The sequence below is a fragment of the Paenibacillus zeisoli genome, assembly GCF_003994465.1.
GTDB lineage: Bacteria > Bacillota > Bacilli > Paenibacillales > Paenibacillaceae > Fontibacillus > Fontibacillus zeisoli.
The window spans coordinates 234362-251353 of the sequence record NZ_RZNX01000001.1 but is presented as its reverse complement, the minus strand read 5'-3'; the positions used below and the strand labels follow the sequence as shown (position 1 = coordinate 251353).

At 45.8% G+C, this 16992-nt stretch carries 18 protein-coding genes; 5 read left to right on the top strand and 13 right to left on the bottom strand.

The window, feature by feature from the left end; genetic code table 11:
- Positions 1–3: 3 nt before the first annotated feature.
- From EJP77_RS01080 to EJP77_RS01065, 4 genes are all read right to left on the bottom strand, one after another.
- Positions 4–276: a SunI/YnzG family protein gene (locus tag EJP77_RS01080; protein ID WP_127197345.1), complete on the bottom strand. Its 273-nt coding sequence runs from the start codon at positions 274–276 to the stop codon at positions 4–6.
- A gap of 113 nt (positions 277–389) precedes the next feature.
- Positions 390–1199: an ABC transporter ATP-binding protein gene (locus EJP77_RS01075; RefSeq protein ID WP_127197344.1), complete on the bottom strand. Its 810-nt coding sequence runs from the start codon at positions 1197–1199 to the stop codon at positions 390–392.
- A gap of 18 nt (positions 1200–1217) precedes the next feature.
- Positions 1218–2261 (bottom strand): FecCD family ABC transporter permease, encoded by a 1044-nt coding sequence (locus EJP77_RS01070; RefSeq protein ID WP_127197343.1) that lies wholly within the window; start codon positions 2259–2261, stop codon positions 1218–1220.
- Complete coding sequence (locus tag EJP77_RS01065; protein WP_127197342.1) at positions 2258–3241, bottom strand: FecCD family ABC transporter permease; 984 nt, start codon at positions 3239–3241, stop codon at positions 2258–2260. The genes EJP77_RS01070 and EJP77_RS01065 overlap by 4 nt, the downstream gene beginning before the upstream one ends.
- A 211-nt stretch (positions 3242–3452) precedes the next feature.
- On the opposite strand from EJP77_RS01065, the gene EJP77_RS01060 reads away from it, so the two are divergent.
- Positions 3453–4472: an ABC transporter substrate-binding protein gene (locus tag EJP77_RS01060; protein WP_127197341.1), complete on the top strand. Its 1020-nt coding sequence runs from the start codon at positions 3453–3455 to the stop codon at positions 4470–4472.
- Positions 4473–4613: 141 nt separating this feature from the next.
- The gene (locus EJP77_RS01055) at positions 4614–5351 is read left to right on the top strand and encodes a spermidine synthase (RefSeq protein ID WP_127197340.1); all 738 of its coding nucleotides are present in this window, start codon (positions 4614–4616) and stop codon (positions 5349–5351) included.
- Here EJP77_RS01055 and EJP77_RS01050 read toward each other — a convergent pair.
- Entirely contained in the window at positions 5348–6613 is a 1266-nt protein-coding gene (locus EJP77_RS01050) for an erythromycin esterase family protein (protein WP_127198246.1), read from the bottom strand. The genes EJP77_RS01055 and EJP77_RS01050 overlap by 4 nt on opposite strands.
- A gap of 183 nt (positions 6614–6796) precedes the next feature.
- Between EJP77_RS01050 and EJP77_RS01045 the strand changes: the two genes are divergently transcribed.
- Positions 6797–7183: an SET domain-containing protein gene (locus tag EJP77_RS01045; protein ID WP_127197339.1), complete on the top strand. Its 387-nt coding sequence runs from the start codon at positions 6797–6799 to the stop codon at positions 7181–7183.
- Positions 7184–7271: 88 nt separating this feature from the next.
- On the opposite strand, the gene EJP77_RS01040 is transcribed toward EJP77_RS01045, so the two are convergent.
- The 5 genes from EJP77_RS01040 to EJP77_RS01020 form a co-directional block, all read right to left on the bottom strand.
- Positions 7272–7691, bottom strand: coding sequence for an organic hydroperoxide resistance protein (locus EJP77_RS01040; protein ID WP_127197338.1), 420 nt, complete (start codon positions 7689–7691; stop codon positions 7272–7274).
- Between the two features lie 2 nt (positions 7692–7693).
- Entirely contained in the window at positions 7694–8131 is a 438-nt protein-coding gene (locus EJP77_RS01035; protein WP_127197337.1) for a MarR family winged helix-turn-helix transcriptional regulator, read from the bottom strand.
- Positions 8132–8296: 165 nt separating this feature from the next.
- Positions 8297–9112 carry a DUF2935 domain-containing protein gene (locus EJP77_RS01030; RefSeq protein ID WP_127197336.1) on the bottom strand — a complete coding sequence of 272 codons (816 nt, stop codon included), beginning with the start codon at positions 9110–9112 and terminating at the stop codon, positions 8297–8299.
- Between the two features lie 129 nt (positions 9113–9241).
- Entirely contained in the window at positions 9242–10501 is a 1260-nt protein-coding gene (locus EJP77_RS01025) for an ATP-binding protein (RefSeq protein ID WP_127197335.1), read from the bottom strand.
- Between the two features lie 161 nt (positions 10502–10662).
- A complete protein-coding gene (locus EJP77_RS01020) occupies positions 10663–11856 on the bottom strand; it encodes an MFS transporter (RefSeq protein WP_127197334.1) in 1194 nt (397 codons plus the stop codon).
- Positions 11857–12253: 397 nt separating this feature from the next.
- Here EJP77_RS01020 and EJP77_RS01015 point away from each other — a divergent pair, with 397 nt between their 5' ends.
- Positions 12254–13288, top strand: coding sequence for a SepM family pheromone-processing serine protease (locus tag EJP77_RS01015; protein ID WP_127197333.1), 1035 nt, complete (start codon positions 12254–12256; stop codon positions 13286–13288).
- Between the two features lie 55 nt (positions 13289–13343).
- Here the strand turns inward: EJP77_RS01015 and EJP77_RS01010 are convergent, their stop codons facing one another.
- Together EJP77_RS01010 and EJP77_RS01005 are read right to left on the bottom strand one after the other, a co-directional pair.
- A complete protein-coding gene (locus EJP77_RS01010) occupies positions 13344–13715 on the bottom strand; it encodes a rhodanese-like domain-containing protein (RefSeq protein ID WP_185897089.1) in 372 nt (123 codons plus the stop codon).
- A gap of 109 nt (positions 13716–13824) precedes the next feature.
- On the bottom strand, positions 13825–14715 hold the full coding sequence (locus tag EJP77_RS01005) for a TetR/AcrR family transcriptional regulator (RefSeq protein WP_127197331.1): 891 nt from the start codon (positions 14713–14715) through the stop codon (positions 13825–13827).
- A gap of 176 nt (positions 14716–14891) precedes the next feature.
- Here EJP77_RS01005 and EJP77_RS01000 point away from each other — a divergent pair, with 176 nt between their 5' ends.
- Complete coding sequence (locus EJP77_RS01000) at positions 14892–15614, top strand: MBL fold metallo-hydrolase (RefSeq protein ID WP_246021598.1); 723 nt, start codon at positions 14892–14894, stop codon at positions 15612–15614.
- 154 nt (positions 15615–15768) lie between these two features.
- Here EJP77_RS01000 and EJP77_RS00995 read toward each other — a convergent pair whose 3' ends face one another.
- Positions 15769–16965 carry a nitrate/nitrite transporter gene (locus tag EJP77_RS00995; RefSeq protein WP_127197329.1) on the bottom strand — a complete coding sequence of 399 codons (1197 nt, stop codon included), beginning with the start codon at positions 16963–16965 and terminating at the stop codon, positions 15769–15771.
- Between the last annotated feature and the right edge of the window lie 27 nt (positions 16966–16992).

Below are 16992 nucleotides of genomic sequence, written 5' to 3'. Positions count from 1 at the left end.
CTCCTAATTGTTAGTCTCCTCAATATATGAGTTAATTCTATTCAGAAGGTTAACTCCGTTAGTAGTAAACAAAACATATGGTCTATTATGGGTACTTATAACAACCCTATCCGTAGTCCCGTATGGAGTGCCAATTCTCACAGCATCCTTCCCCTCGCCTGCATAAGTATTATCGTAAAAAACTTCTTTGATTTCTGAAAGCGGTATTTCAATTTTGGACATCTGCCAATGAATGACTAGAGCATCGCCTATTCTCTTAACATCAATGCCAACCATATTATCCCTGCTTTCTGTATAAGTTATTAGTCACTCTTTAAATTCTATTATATGGATAATAAGGTAAATATGTCCACATAGTAGAGTTTAGAAAGTCAATACTCTAATAACCTTTACCTCCGCAGCACTTCCTTTACAGCCTTCAAGCTGCAGTTCGTATAGGGAATACATAGCGGAGTGCCGTACAAAGGATCAGGGATAATCTCACACTTCAGACGGAATACCTTTTCGATCAACTGCTCGTCTATGACTTCACCCGGCTTTCCTTCGGCCTCAATCTGGCCGGCACGGATGGCTACAATATGATCGGCATATCGGCATGCCAGATTAATGTCATGAAGTACCATAACAATCGTACGATCATCCCGCCTATTCATTTCATATAGGAGATCCAGAACCTCGATCTGATGTGTCATATCCAGATAAGTCGTTGGCTCATCCAGCAAAATAATGGGTGTCTGCTGAGCAAGGGTCATGGCGATCCATGCACGCTGCCGCTGACCTCCAGAGAGGGAATCTACGGATTGCTCCGACAGTCCGCTCATTCCGGTTGCTTCCAGTGCCTCCCTTACAATACGTTCATCCTCTCTTGACCATTGTCTTAACCAGCTTTGATAAGGATACCTTCCCTGCTTGACGAGCTGAAGCACAGTTAAGCCATCAGGAGCAATTGGGCCTTGCGGAAGTATCGCCAGCTTACGCGCGATCTCCTTGGTCGCCATCCTGGAAATATCAGTTCCATCCAGCATAACCGTTCCATTTTGAGGCTTAAGAAGCCTCGCCATAGACCGGAGGAGCGTAGATTTACCGCACCCGTTACTTCCTATAAATACGGTGATTTTCCCCTTGGGAATCGATAGGTCCAGACTATTGAATATATATTTATCCCCATAGGATAATCCGAGTCCCTCAGCTTCGAGCATATTCGTTCCTCCAGTCGATTAACGATTGCGATTGCGGTACAGCAAGTACATAAAGAACGGTGCCCCAATCGCAGCGGTCAGAACACCTGCCGGTACATCCTTAGGTATGAACACGGTTCGCGCCACCAAATCTGATATAAGCAGAATAAGTGCACCCAGAAGGGCGCTAACGGGAAGAACACTTCCAAATGAAGCACCCGCAAGCTTCCGAGCCATGTGCGGCGCCATAAGACCAATGAAAGTGATCGCGCCCCCGATGGCAACTGCCGCTCCTGCTAAGGCTACACTCAGTAGAATCAAAATAAAACGCTGTCTCTGTACCTGCGCCCCAGCACTGCTGGCGGTGTCATCCCCGAGTGCCTGTATATTAAGAATGCGGGCTTGGAGCCAGGTAAGGGGGAACAGAATCGCTAACCAGGGAAGCAACGTGATCACATCCTTATCCCATGAGACTCCATAGATACTTCCCGTCATAAAGGTTAATGAACGCTCAGCCAGCTGCATAGGTCCGGAAATAATGAACATATAAGATAAGGATTTGATAGCTGCTGATAGTCCGATTCCTATAAGAACAAGCCTTAGGGGATCCACTCCTCTCTTCCATGACAGAACGTACAAGAGTCCTGTCACAGCAAGAGCCCCCGTAATGGAGGCAATCGGCATCCATTGCACCGGAACTGTTCCTCCCAGCAGAAATATGAACAGCACGGCACCAAGTGAAGCTCCTTCTGTAATGCCTGCGACATCCGGAGAAGCCAGAGGATTGCGAATAACCCCCTGTAATATGGCCCCTGCAACCGCCAGCGATGCCCCAACAAGTGCGGCAATCACGATACGTGGCAGACGAAGCTTCATTACGACCACCTGATGAGCGGGGTCCCCCACGCCCAGAAGAACTTTAACTACATTCATTGGAGAAATGTAGAGACTGCCCATGCCGGTGCTTATAATCATCGTACCCATAGTAAGGACAAGCAGAACTGCGGAGATCCAGATCGTTCTCTTCTCAATTAATACCGAGTACCCGGTGCCCGCAGATCGAATCGATTTATATTTGCTCATGATGTACGTCTGCCTTTCCTAGCAATATAGACGAAGAAGGGTACGCCCATAATCGCGGTCATGACACCGACAGGCACCTCTTTCGGCATAGCTATGTATCTTGAACCCAAGTCGGCGGCCACCAGCAGAATCGCACCGAATACTGCGCTGCAGGGCAGGATCCACCTATAATCGGTACCCACCAAATATCGAACGATATGCGGGATAATAATGCCTACAAAAGCGATCGGTCCTGCCACAGCGACAGAACCACCAGCCAGAAGAATGACTGAAGCAGCGCCGAACGCTTTTGTACGGCCCGGGCTCTGACCAAGTCCCTGGGCCATATCATCCCCCATGGCAAGCACGTTCAGATGCCTGCTCAGCAAGAGGGCTATAGCCATTCCCGCAGCCATATAAGGCCATACGGCTTCCAACTGGCTCATTTCCCTGCCGGCTACAGAACCGACCAGCCAAGCCAGAATCTGATCGAACATTTTACCATTTGTAAGCATCAGTCCCTGTGTAAGCGAGGCAAAAAATGCACTCATGGAGGCCCCGGCTAGTGTGATCTTCACAGGTGTCATTCCATCTCTGCCGATACTGCCCAGCAGGAACACAATTCCCCCGCTTAGTGCTGCGCCAATCAAGGCTACCCAGGTAAATGCTTGCTGACCGCTAATCCCCAGGCTTAATCCGCAGAGCATAATGAAGAAAGCGGCCCCCGCGTTCACACCAAGTGTGCTTGGGGATGCGATCGGATTACGGGTCAACACCTGCATGACCGCCCCGGCAATCGCAAGACACGCGCCGACGGCAGCAGCTATAAGCGCTCTTGGAATTCGTGTCGTCCGAATAATCAAATGTTCATTGCTGGCATTGTAATGGATAATCGATTCCCAGACGGTTCCAATGGGAATGTCCGTCACGCCAAATGCCACACTGCAGACAACAACTCCTGCCAATACAACTAAAGGAACAATTAAGTAAATTATTTTCATAATAGATCACTTTCTTATATTGAATTTTTGATCCTTAAGCCATTTCTTGTTTGAATTCTAGAGGAATGTTCGCCGTTTTGTCAATGATTATGATAATCATTCTCAAAAAATGTGTTGACACCGATGACTGCCTCCACTTATAGTTTGACTTATCAGTGATAATGATTCTCATTCATCGACAATACATAATTTTAGGGGGAACTCGATTTACATGTTAACTACAAGATCATCCAAACGGTTAAGCCGATCTGCCAAAATAGGCGCACTTGCTTTGGTCGTGCTTGTACTTCTGTCAGGCTGCGGGAATAAGAACACATCGGAATCCAGCCCGTCCGATACTTCTTCCCAGAATAATACCTCATCTCCTGCTGCAGACAGTCAGGTTCGCAAGATTAAGCACGCCATGGGAGAGACTGAACTCAAAGGCACTCCGCAAAAAGTAGTTGTACTTACGAATGAAGGAACTGAGGCACTTCTTGCACTGGGTGTCAAACCTGCCGGGGCTGTAAAATCATGGACAGGAGATCCTTGGTACGAACACATCAAGGCTGACATGGAAGGTGTCACTGTAGTTGGAGATGAAAGTCAGCCTAATATGGAGCTAATTGCCGGCCTTCAGCCCGATCTGATTATTGGTAATAAAATGCGCCAGGAAAAGGTGTATGAGCAGCTGAATGCGATCGCTCCAACGGTGATGGCTGAAGACCTTCGCGGGGAGTGGAAGACAAACTTCAAGCTCTATGCCGAAGCCCTGGGCAAGACCGCTGAAGGGAATGCCTTAATGGCCATCTTTGACAAGAGAATTGAGGATTTCAAGGCTAAAGCGGGGGATAAATTGACTCAGACCGTATCCGTTGTGCGGTTCTTGTCTGGCAAGACCCGTGTATACCACACCAATACCTTCTCGGGAGTCATCTTTGATCAGATAGGTATCGCTCGAAATGAAATGACCAAGAATGCCAAGGATACCTTTGTTGATGAGATTACCAAAGAACGGCTTCCGGAAGCGGATGCGAACCGAATCTTCTACTTCACTTATGACAATGGGGATGGCAAGGCGAACCAGACCGAGCAGGAATGGACGAAAGATCCGCTTTGGAAGAACCTAAGTGCGGTAAAGAGCGGCCATGCGTACAAAGTGAGCGATTCAATCTGGAATACGGCTGGTGGTTATAAAGCGGCAAATCTAATGCTGGATGATCTGTACAAAATTTACGAAATTCAGCCGTAATGTACCTGCATGCAGCTCAATTAGAGACCTTATTCTAAGGTCTCTTTTTTTATTTTTCTGAGACCAATGCTGTGTTAGCTTCAACTTGGATAAATCACGGTGTATACTGTTCTTTATGACCTGTGAAAGGAGTATGGGAAATTGCAAATTCTATTTCAAGAGGTCCAAGAGAATCAGACGATAACCGTCTATGATACGAATGAATTATATGGAGAGATCGGCAGCTTTCGAGTTCTTGAATTCGAGAATGAGGCTATTCAGGGCGCCATGGATTTGAACGATCCGACACGGATTATGTTTGAGTACCCCAGAGCTATTATCCATCTCATGCAGTGTATCGATCCGGCGTTTGAAGATGTATTTGTCATTGGCCAAGGGATCGGTTCTATTCCCAGACACTTTCCGGACAAAAGGTTCAAAGTTGCAGAGCTGAATGAGACGGTTGTGCAATTAAGCAGGACATATTTCGATTACAGTCTGGACAATGTTGTGATTGGTGATGGCCGGCAGATTCTCTCAGGGGAAGAGCAGCAAGCCTATGATTTCATTATTCTCGATGCTTTCACGGAACAAGGAACCCCTCTCCATCTGATCTCTAAGGAGTTTTTTCAGATAACCAGAGACAAGCTGGACGCTGAAGGGTCATTGATCATGAATCTAATGGGAAAAGGAGCGAACGACAAGCTGATTCATGCCGTTCACTCTACGCTCAGACAAGTGTATGCTTACACCCTTGCGTTTCTTCTTCCCTTCGACAATTCAAGTGATCTCAAGAATATGATCTTATTAGGCAGGAACCTCCCCACCAAGTATCAAAGCCGGCATATGTCAGGCTTCAAAGAAATTGAACTCAGCGAGGGTCACATTATTACGGACTAACTTGAACTGAGAGAACCAACCGTAATAGGAGCTAATGCGCGGGTCTGATCCAGGTAGATAAAGGCATCATAGCGCTTGGCGATCCGGGTAGGCACGTAGTTCCCTCGCTCCCATTCGGGATGATACACGACACCAATAGCTCGGTGCCCCACTACAAATTCCTCCAGAACAGGTTCATTCGAGTTGAAAATAAGCAGCTTATCCTCGGCTCCAGTTCGATGCAGAAGTTCCTCCCAACTGTTCTTGATCGCACTCGGCACTTTCATCTCCTCCTGCGGAGCTCCCCACGCTTTACCTGCAATCACGGTTCCCTGATAAGTCCCAAAGCCCAAAGCGAATACGTCCTCCCCATGCTTCTCACGAAGCAGTTGGCCAACGTTAACCATTCCCTCCTCCGCCATATCCGTTGCCCTGGCATCCCCAATATGGGTGTTGTGCTCCCATACGACCGCCCGTGAACCTTGGCCATGAAATTCCATTAGTTTCTCCAAAGCATGAACCATGTGGCGATCCCGTATGTTCCATGATTCTGTGTCATGTCTGATCATGGTTCTGTAATAGGCTTCTGCCCCCTTTACAGCCAGTGCATTCATTTCAGCACTTAAGGCATTCTCCTGGTCCTTCGGATGTGCAGCCTTCCATTTATCCTGAAGTCTGCGAAGCAGGGTCACGATCTCGTCTTCACACCCTTCTCCATACAGAGATGCAGAAATTCCATAGGCTTGTTCATTCCTATCATGAGGTTCAAAGCATTCAAATGCCCGCTTTGCGGCAGCTAGATCGCCTGTATCCTTGGCACTTAAATACTTTAGAATTTCATCCATCGATTCCCAAAGACTGTATACATCAATCCCATAGAATCCAACCTTCTCTTCATCAGACCGGCCCTCATTATAATCCCGCAGCCAGTCGGCCAGTTCAGTAATTTCTTGATTGGCCCACATCCAGGTAGGCCAACGTGTGAAATCCCGCAGTGCATCTGCTGCACTAGCCCCGGAATCCGCGTAGCCCTTCACATAGCGGTTCAGAGTATAGCAGGATGGCCAATCTCCTTCAACGGCGATGAACCGAATGTCTTTCTCCGTAATCAGCTGCCGGGTCAACTCTGCACGAATACGGTAATATTCCGAGGTTCCATGAGAAGCTTCTCCCAAGAGCACATATCTTGCTTCTCCAATACGCTCTACCAGGCGGCTTAAATTGTTCCGGTTAAATGGCACCGCTACCCTGGTAATCGAATCTAATATGGACTGAAATTTCATCTCGTCCTTCAAAGTTATCTCCTCACCTTTCGCTTACAATTAACTCTTTCTTATGAAAGTGTGTGCGCAAAACCGTTCAAGCATTCACCAACTCGTGGATCACTTGTTGCTCTATTTGGATGCATAGGTTAAAATTAATCTTTCTATATAAGGAAAGAACACATAAGATGGCGAGGTAAATCAATGATTGAAATAAAAAATTCATCACTTAGCGGCGGAGAGTTCAAAAGAGGGGTATTCGCAACAAGAAAGATTGCAAAAGGTGAGCTGATCCACGAAGCACCTGTCATTCCATATCCGAATGAACAGCACGAATTTATAGAGAAAACTATCCTTGCAGATTATGTATTTGAGTATGGTATTAACCATACAGCTGTTCTTTTGGGTTATGGCAGCTTGTTCAATCACTCCTATCAGCCAAATGCCATATATGACATTAACTTTGATCAGCATACGTTCGATTTCTATGCTTATACGGATATAGAGGCTGGAGAAGAAATTCTAATTAACTACAACGGTGAAGCTGATTGCAACGATCCATTATGGTTCTATGAAGAAGAACAAGAGTAAAGGATCCGGCTTTGATCCACAGAATACAAAGAGTCTGTCCTCATCATGAGGGCAGACTCTTCTCTTTAGATACTCGGTATCTGAATCTTTAGATGACCTCGATAACTACATCGACATTGCCGCTTATAGCCTTGGAATAAGGGCAGTAAGCGTGAGCCAGCTCTACGTATTTCTTGGCTGTATCCATATCAAGACCATCGATATGTACCTCCAGTTGGATCCCAAGCTTGACTCCCTGATCTTGCGCGTCCGTTAACAATTGGACAGTTGCAGCTACCGAGCTCTTCTCGATGCTTACACTATGCTTCTTCAACTGAAACTCAAGCGCGCTGTTGAAACATGCGCTGTATCCGGCTGCGAACAGCTGCTCCGGATTCGTCGCCGTAGTATACTCTCCGCCTAATTCCTTTGGCGCGGCTACATCCAAATAAAATACATTATCAGGAGAATGAACATTCCCATTTCTTCCTCCAGTGTTCACAATCGTTGTTTCATATAGTGTCTTCATTTCTATTTCTCTCCTTTAGTTCTGATTTGTCTAGTAAGTTCGTGCAGCTTGTCCATAAGAGCAATATCCTTTTCAAAAATGCTGCACAGGCTAAGCTGATACTGTATCGACTCTAATATCTCATGCTGCAATTCCCATGCTTTGTCCTCCAGCCGGATATATACTTTACGTTCGTCATCCGTAGATCTTTCTTTTCTAAGCCAGCCATGGTTCTCCATTCTCTTGAGCATGGGAGTAAGTGTTCCGTTGCCGAGCGAGAGTTGCTCTCCCAGTTGTTTCACGGTCACCCCGTTGTATTCCCAAAGCGACAGCAGAACCAAATACTGCGGGTAGGTGAGAGAAAAACGATTAAGAGCTTTCGAATAAAGCTTCTGCAGCTCATTTCCTGCTTCATATATGGCAAAACAAAGCTGATTATTCAAGGTTTGCGGTGTGAGCAAGGCTATCCTCCTATCTTCCAGTACTAAATTCACTTAGATCGTTCATGACTATATCGTACACGATCTAATTAAAATAAGCAAGCTTTACATAATTAAAAACCTCGCTTTTTCAAACGAGGTTCACTACGTACATTCACTTGATCTATTATTGGTCCAGCATCTTAGCTAATGGTGAATCATAGGGGCGTTCCCCTTCCCTGTAAGGGAATTCTCGAACATATCGATAATTTCCAAAAACCGCTCTGCTTCACGGAATACATGGTCTGCCAGCAGTGGATGTATGATGCTTTTTATTTTGCATTGTTCAATAAGATCGCGCGCAGTCTTCTTGAAATCCCTTAAAGATTTAACGGATACTCTATTTTGATCTAGAAACTGATCTAGAATCGGAGCGGTCTGAGATTGAGGCCTCATGGATTCGATATCTCTGGCCTGGAATAATAACTGATCAAAATCATGACTAAATTCCCGTGCCTGATCAACAAGCTTTCGTTCCGAAGGATCCAGAAGGTGCCCGATAAATTTGGCATGGTCTGCCATAATCCTTAAGAAAAATACATTCTCGTCAATGATCGCATCATACAAGGGTTCTAATTTGCCTTCATTCAGCTCTTCCAAACGATTTCTGAAATAATTGGCTTCTCTACTTACATGATCCACTAATAAAGGGAAATTCGTCCCCCCTGGAAGCTTACAAGCCAATATTAAGCCAAGTACTTTTCTTTTAAATGCCCATATGTGACATACCGCGGTATGCACTTCTTGATTGAATTGATAGATCGTTGATGGATCTACATCAAGACTGAATGAGTGAACTCGTCGTTCAATATCCTCGAAAACCCGGTAAAAGTGATGGGCTTCATTAATTAGAACTGTATCCTCTGCCCGGAAACCCAACCCGAGAAAGAATGAATGTTCTTTCATGATCCTCGACCAGAAACTGATTTCTTCAAGCGATTGTGCTACAAATCGGTCTGACATTAAAGCACTCCCTCCCCAATACCATCTATTTGACCCTATGCTGGCTGTGCTTGGATTAATTCGTAGAACTTTTATCCATAACCAACGCGAAAAGTCCAAAGAGAGTGATTTTAGCGGAATTAGAACCTATTAACTAACTGGCTCCAGTGGAAGCTTGATGATGCAGACCGTCCCTTTTCCAACTTCGCTTTCAAAATGAACGTTGCCCTTCATGGCTTCTATAATCCGGAGCGCAACTGTGGCACCAAGTCCTGTGCCATTCTCCTTTGTGGTATAGAACAACGTCCCAATTCTCTGAATCTCACCGGGTGTCATTCCCTTTCCCTTATCCCTGATCCTTATCTCGGCATGACACTCTAACTGGGATAGCTCTACAAGTACAACACTCTGATCGCGCGAGGCTTCAATCGCGTTCTTAATCAGGTTCACCAGAGCTTGCTGGAGCTGCTTTAGGTCAGCAAATATAAGTATATTTTGTCTCACATGAATCACTAAACGGATGGATCTTGGGCTCGCAATCGGAGTTAAAATTAATTGAATGTTCTCCATTAAATGGGTCAGAGAAATTTGATCGTATTTCATCAATTTGGGCTTTGAAAAATTCAGATATTCATGAATGACAGCTTCAGCTCGTGCCAATTCGTCCAAGGCAATCTGCAGGTATTTCTGATTAGTGCCTTCAATGATGCTGGCTTTCATTAGCTGCAGGAAACCCTGCACCGCAGTTAGCGGATTACGAACCTCGTGTGCGATGGAAGAAGCAACCTCTCCAAGAGTTTTCAGCTTCTCGGCGCGTTCAATTACTTCTCTCATTGCTGCTCTTTCGAGATAAAGTTCCTGAAGTGTAGCCGACAACCAGGTTGCAAGAATTTGAACAAATTCAAAGAGTAGAATAATCGGGAAAGGAGAGAAATCCATAATGTGTATAGGAGAGTGTATAAGAAGGGCGAACGTTTGCACTAACAGCATGATACATGAACAAATAAAAGAAATTAGGGTTGCTGCTCTGATCCGCAGTCGGCCAGTTGTACTAAAAACCCGCTTAGCAAACCATATAGCTCCTAAATAAGCTATCGTAATACAGGTCAACCCCATCAGGAGGCCATGCTCACCCAGATAGGTTCTGAAAGCGAATAACATGAGCACATTAATCAGACCGGCGATCGGTCCCCCATATACTGTGGCTATGATAAGCGGTACATATCTAAGATCCCAATACAGATCGAGAGCCTGGTAAGAGAACAGCAGACATAGTGAGGAGGAAATCCCCATAATCAAGCCTATTTCAATACGGGACCTCAAATGCTTACCGCCATCTCCAAAAGCGGTATAAATTAGAATCGGAGCTAAGACGAACAGAATATTAAGAATTAATTTCTCAAGTACCATAACCTGATTCTAACCCCTTATTAGAATTATAATGGGAAAGCTTTATTATGAGGTCTGTACTGTCTATGTAAATCTAAAATACTAAATTTTCATCGGAAAAGCTATCCATTTCACGGCAGCTAATTAACTTTATTTTCACCTCCCTTTTATACTACATATGGTTAGAGAGCCTTATCATGGCTAGCTTGCTGTAACCGGAAAGCCAGTACACTAATAAGTAGGAGCCCTGCGGCAAATCCAGCGAACATCCACTGGGTCTGGTTCACTGCCAAGTGATCGAGACTCCAGCCCGTCAGGAGCGGAAGCAGCGCCCCGCCTACTCCGCCGGAAGCAATCAGAATGCTTGGGGTAGCTTCCTCTGTCCCGGGAAGAAGCTTGCTGGCAAAGACCAAGGTGATTGAAAATATCCCTGACATGGCAAGCCCAAGCAGGAGTACGACTGCAAAAGATGACCAGACTTGCTCTGTAAATGGAAGCAGAATAAGAAGTAGCACGCTTGCTAGGCAGCTGAAGAGAACATAGACCCGGTACTGAAATTTCTCAGCAATATAGCCCGCAAATATTCGTCCGACAGACATGGCGATCCAGAAGCAGGTAACACTTAGCGCCGCACCTGATTCCTTCATCCCCATCTTCTCAATTAGCATGGCTGGCATAAAATTGGCCAGACTCATTTCTGTACCGACATACAGAAAGAAGAATATAATGAACAGGATCAGTACAAGCAGGTTCTTCCCTTGATAAGCACGCATCCCTAGAGAGGACGATACACCATTCTCCTCTGGAGCGGCACGCTGATCCAGCACTTGATCCATCTCTCCAAAGGAGCCCTTCGCCCAGAAACCTAACGTGGCCATTGCGAACAACGCAACTACCGCGAATGACATCCGCCAATACCCCGCTTCAATCAATCCGCTTGCAATTAACGGCATCACCATAGCTCCAATACCGAACAAGACCTCCAGCCGGCTCATCGCTACGGCGGTATTCTCTTTAATTGCAGATATGATGACGGTCCCTATGACAGCTTCAATCATACCGAACCCAAAACCCGCACCCAAAGCGATAACATACATCCAGCCCCAAGGCGGAAGCATCATGTACAGCAGTTCTGAACAACACAACAAACCAATGGCGATCAAGAGTCCCCCTCTCTTACCAAAACGCCGGTTGAACCAAGGGGACACCAGAACACCGACAAGGAATCCCGCGAACTGGGCAAAAATCAGCGTTCCTCCCTGGCTGTAGTCCCGCTTATAATGTTCCAGAACAACGGGTAATACCGAACCCAGTACGACATGGGCCAGTCCGATCAAGAAGTAAGACAAGCAGCCTATCCAAATTAGTTTTCTCATGAAAATCTCCTCTAGTGAAGTGAAATCGAGCTTTCCCGCCCGGGTTAATCTAATCGATCTACCTTAAATGAACTCGTAGACGACCTTACTATGTACAGCTCATCAAAACCTTCAGTATATTGGGGAACTTCCAACTTACCCAGAACACTCCGGATTCCTTTCTCCGGGATGCACGCCTTCCCCGATCTGTGAGCATTGCGCCGGATCGATTCATCATAATCTGGTTCAAAGTAATAACCTATTGTCTTGAAACCGGCTCTCTTCGCTATCTCGATATACTTCTGTCGCTCTTCCGCAGTCGGGTTCGTGTATTACACATTCCAAACTTATCACATCCTTCTCTTCAGTGGGCATTCTGATATAGTATACTAGAGAAAAACGAAAGGAATACAATCGAGTGAAGCCATTACATAACAGGATCCGTAAATCCGCTCTTATTCTCATCGCGAGTGTTATTTTACTTGGGGGCATGTACCTTATTCCCCTTCCTTACTATTTGAAGGAGCCGGGAGATCTGGAAGCCCTTGCCCCAAGAATTACGGTGGAGAACGGGCACAAGAACGAACAAGGGAGCTTTTACCTGACTACCGTCCTCTCGAGCAAGCTGAATGTCTACAATTGGATCGCATCGTTCTTCAGAGACGATGTGCAAATCGAGAAAGCCAAGGACGTAAAAGGTGGATTAACTGATGAAGAATACAGCTTTCTGCTCAGGCATATGATGAGCACCTCCCAGCAGAACGCTATCATTGCGGGTCTTAAGGAAGCTGGGGTTACAGTACCGGCTCACCACAAAGGTGTCTTCGTAACCAGTATCATTCCAGAGTCTAATCTAGCCAATAAGCTTGATGTTGGAGATGTGATCACTGCTGTAGATGGCCAGCCTACCCGGAAAGCCTCGGATATGATCGATTATATTCGTCATAAGAAAGCCGGAGAAGCGGTCAGTCTCTCCTACCGTCATCGAGATAACGATCATACCGAATCGGTTAAGCTTATTCAGCTACCAAGCGGCAAGCCCGGACTGGGTATAATGCCCGAGGATGAATATGCCATCAACCCCCCACGTAACGTTACGATAGAAGCCTCGGATATTGGCGGGCCTTCTGCCGGCCTGATGTTCTCCCTCGAGGTGTACAGTCAGACTCTGCCTAACTATGACCTGACCAGAGGATATCAAATTGCCGGTACAGGAGCTTTAGACATCCAGGGGAATGTGCAGCAGATCGGTGGCATCCGGGACAAAATTGTCGCGGCTCATGCAGCAGGGATCGATATCTTCTTCGCACCCGCTGATGTGAAACCAGGGGATTCCAACACGAAGGATATCCTTGATGAAGCAAAAAAGCGGGGATATAAGATAACCATTGTTCCCGTCAAATCCACACATGAGGCGGTAGCATATTTAAGGAAGCTTACCCCTAAATCCTAAAATGCAAGGCCATTTAACAACAACAGCCAACCCCCTAAGAGGTTGGCTGTTGTTTTTACCTAAGAAGAAATCTCACCGATTCACAATAATCTCCCCGCAGAACCTGCAGCCTTTGAAAGCCATGCTTTCTCAATATCCTCGCCGCCTTCCTGCTCTTGCGCATACTGTCTGCAAGAATAAGGACGGAATCCTCGGCTGAAATATCCTTTTTCCATACAAAAGGCAACCGTCCAATCGAGATATTAATCGAGCCTTGAATATGACACTTCTCATAGTCATAAGCATCCCTAACATCAAGGAGCTTTTGACCGGATCTATCTTTCTCCCGCAGTACATGAGCGTCAACATAGGAGAGTCCCTTGACGGGCCAAAGTGTGCGTATATACCCAAGAATACCTAAAATAACAAGCAGTATTAGAATCGTCATTTCAACCTCCAGTGTCCTAGATGTAATAGATCGACTACATACCCCTATGGGTATTATAAAAGACATCTCAAGTTCGTGCAACTGTAATGAAGTTATGAAGACCTAATCGCTAAAATCTTAACATTAACTTTAGCTGCCTTACATAGGAGCGCAGCTCAGGAGCTGTCTCCAGGAAAGCCATATAGACTTGCAGCATGGTAGGATTGGCTGTTGGAAGATCATATTCCTTTCGCATTAGTCCGGTTACCTCAAGAAGCTGCTGCCGGTTCAGATTCTCTCCCTCTGTATCCTGCTGCAGCTCCTTTATAATAGAATCCAGGAGTTCGTGTACGGCAGCTTGTGTCATTTGCTGATTTGCCGGGTTCGATGCATTGTTAAGAATATTACTTTCTTTGAGGATGGGATCAGCATCCTTAGCACGGAGATCAGCAACTAAGGCATGCATCCGGCTAACGATAAAAGCAGCAATCTCTGCAATGGAGAGTCCGATCACATGCTGCTGCAGCAGTGACAAATATTCCTTCAGAATTCCCCGATAGATCATCACGATATCCCAAATGCAGGCCTCTGCTTGTTCTCCATACATGTTAAGAATGAAATCCCGATGCCATTTGAGCATATAATCTTTCTTCTTCATCGTTATTGAAATGAACAGTTCGTTTGTCTTAATTGGCAGTTCTTTAAATTCCATCATGAGAAAGTAGTGCTCGGTTATGTATTCAAGCTGGAACGCAATATGCTGTAGAAATAGTTGTTCTCTGGTCCATCTTTCTTGCTTCCTCTTGCGCTCCAGTTCTTCAGCCAAAATGAACATTTGGTAATAACAATCTTCAAACACAGCAATGAATAACTCTTCTTTGGAAGGAAAAAGCTTATAAATACTCCCCTTTGCCATTCCGCATTTCTCTGCTATATCCTGCATGGAGGCATTCACATAACCTTTGTCTTTGAATACCTCCATCGCCATATTCATAATTTGTCGTTTCTTTAATTGTTCCATGGTAAGCCCCCCTTATAAATAGTGACAGGTTCAGTTTCAAGCGTCAACCGATTTGATAATTGACGTAAGAAACTTGAAAGTCATATAATGAACTTATAAGTTTTTCCAATTACAAGGAGGTGACTCCAAAGCTTACATGGCTTTGGTCTACGATGAAAATTTCCAATGGAGTAGAAATGTTAAGTTTAACCTTTCAAGCTGGTGATCAGACCATGGTTATTCATCCTGTCGTTGTCTACGATAATGAACAAATGGTTCTCATAGATACAGGCTTTCCGGGCAGCAGAGATCTCATCTTGAAGCAGATCAGCGAGGCTGGACTATCTCCTGAGAAGCTTAACGCAATTATACTTACTCACCAAGACGCTGATCATATCGGAAGTCTTCCCCAATTCCTAGAGAATAGCAGCAAGCGTCCTAAGGTATATGCCCATAAGGAGGATCAGCCTTATATTGAAGGAGAGAAGCCGCTGATCAAGTTATCTCCGGAAAGACGTGAAATCATTCTGGGTTTACTAAGTGAACAAGATCGGGCGCAATTTGAGCGGGTCTTCTCTTCTGAATCTGAAGCGAACATTAGCGTACTGGTGGAAGAAGGTCAGACCTTGCCTTTTGGCGGGGGATTAACGGTTATCGAGACTCCTGGTCATACTCCCGGACATATTAGCCTGTACCACAGACCAAGCCAGATTTTGATTGCCGGAGACGCAATGATGGTTAGTAAAGGTCAGCTAGTTGGACCTAATCCAACCATGACTCCTGACAAGAGCACGGCTATGAAATCGATTGGTAAATTCCTAGAGTATCCTGTTCAGAACGTGATCTGCTACCACGGCGGATTTCTGAACACCGATGTACAGGAGCAGATTGCCAAGCTGGCGCTCCTACCCGAATCCTAGGAAGCTGACTAACTTCGGTGAGGAGCCAGATGAAGCGGCGCGGTCATTCCTACTGTTGCTGCCTTCCATATCAAATAAGAGCTGCAGTACCCATGAACGTGGGATACTGCAGCTCTTAGTCTTATTTCATGCACTAGACATGATGTGCTTACACTTACCTAGTCTGAAAAGCTACCACAGCCGCACTACTTTCTCTTGCAGGCTTTCTGAAATATTTGACATAGAGCAGGGCAATAACCAGACAAATCCATGCATAGCCACTCATCAAAATGAAGCCAAGCATATAGTTGCCTGTAAATCCTTTGATCAGCCCAAGACACAGCGGTGGGAAGAATCCCCCTAATCCGCCAATTGCGGAGATAATACCGTTTGCTACGCCAGCCTCCCGTACAAAGTACAGGGGAACCAATTTGAACACAGCCCCATTGCCAACCCCAGCGAATAAGGCAATACTCATCGTGGCCGCAGTGTAGACCCCAAAGCCTGGAGAGAGACTGAGAACTAGCGAGGAGACTCCGATGCCGGCAAATACGAGCGATAATAACATATAAGGATTCAATTTATCGGCTATGAGGCCTCCTACAGGGCGGATCAGAGTAGCTAGACCGATGAAACACGCCGTATAGATACCTGCTTCCGGCTTGGTTAACGCGAAGGATTCTACAAGAAAATTGGGGAGGAATACGGTAAAGGCAACAAACGAACCAAATGTAATAAAGTAAAACAAACTAAGCACCCATAACTTTGATTGCCTGGATAGTTCTTTGATCTGCTTCATAAGCGGCTGGTTCACCCTGGATTCCTCCCGGTCGCCAGTCTTAAATACGATTAGAGCCATGAGCAGCATTACGCCCATGTAGATCCATGGAGCGTTACGCCAGCCGAGCGATGCCGCAAGAAGCGGTAATCCGAAGGTGGTCAGTGCAGAACCCAGATTACCCAGTCCGTAAATTCCGTTGACAAATCCCATCCTGTCTTTCTGATAATATTTCGGCAGCGAGGTTACCCCAACGGAGAACATGGATCCTCCTACTCCCAATAGCAACCCGATCCCGAGCAGTTCTTCAAAATGACGAGCGGCTGTCAGCCACAGCATTGGAATAATAAGAATGAGAAAACCCGTCATAAATATGATCCTTGCCCCATATCGGTTCGTTAAATAACCGGCGGGTATCCGAAGAAGCGACCCCGAAAGTACCGGAATGGCTGTGATCCAAGCAATTTGGCCGGGTAACAGATGGAGATCTACTTTGATCGTAGAGATCATGGAAGACAGAAGTACCCATGCGGCAAAGCCCAGTATCAGACTTAGGGTCTGAAGAGGAAGTTGATATACACGCTTATTATTCATCGATTCCACTCCTATCTCTTTATCTCA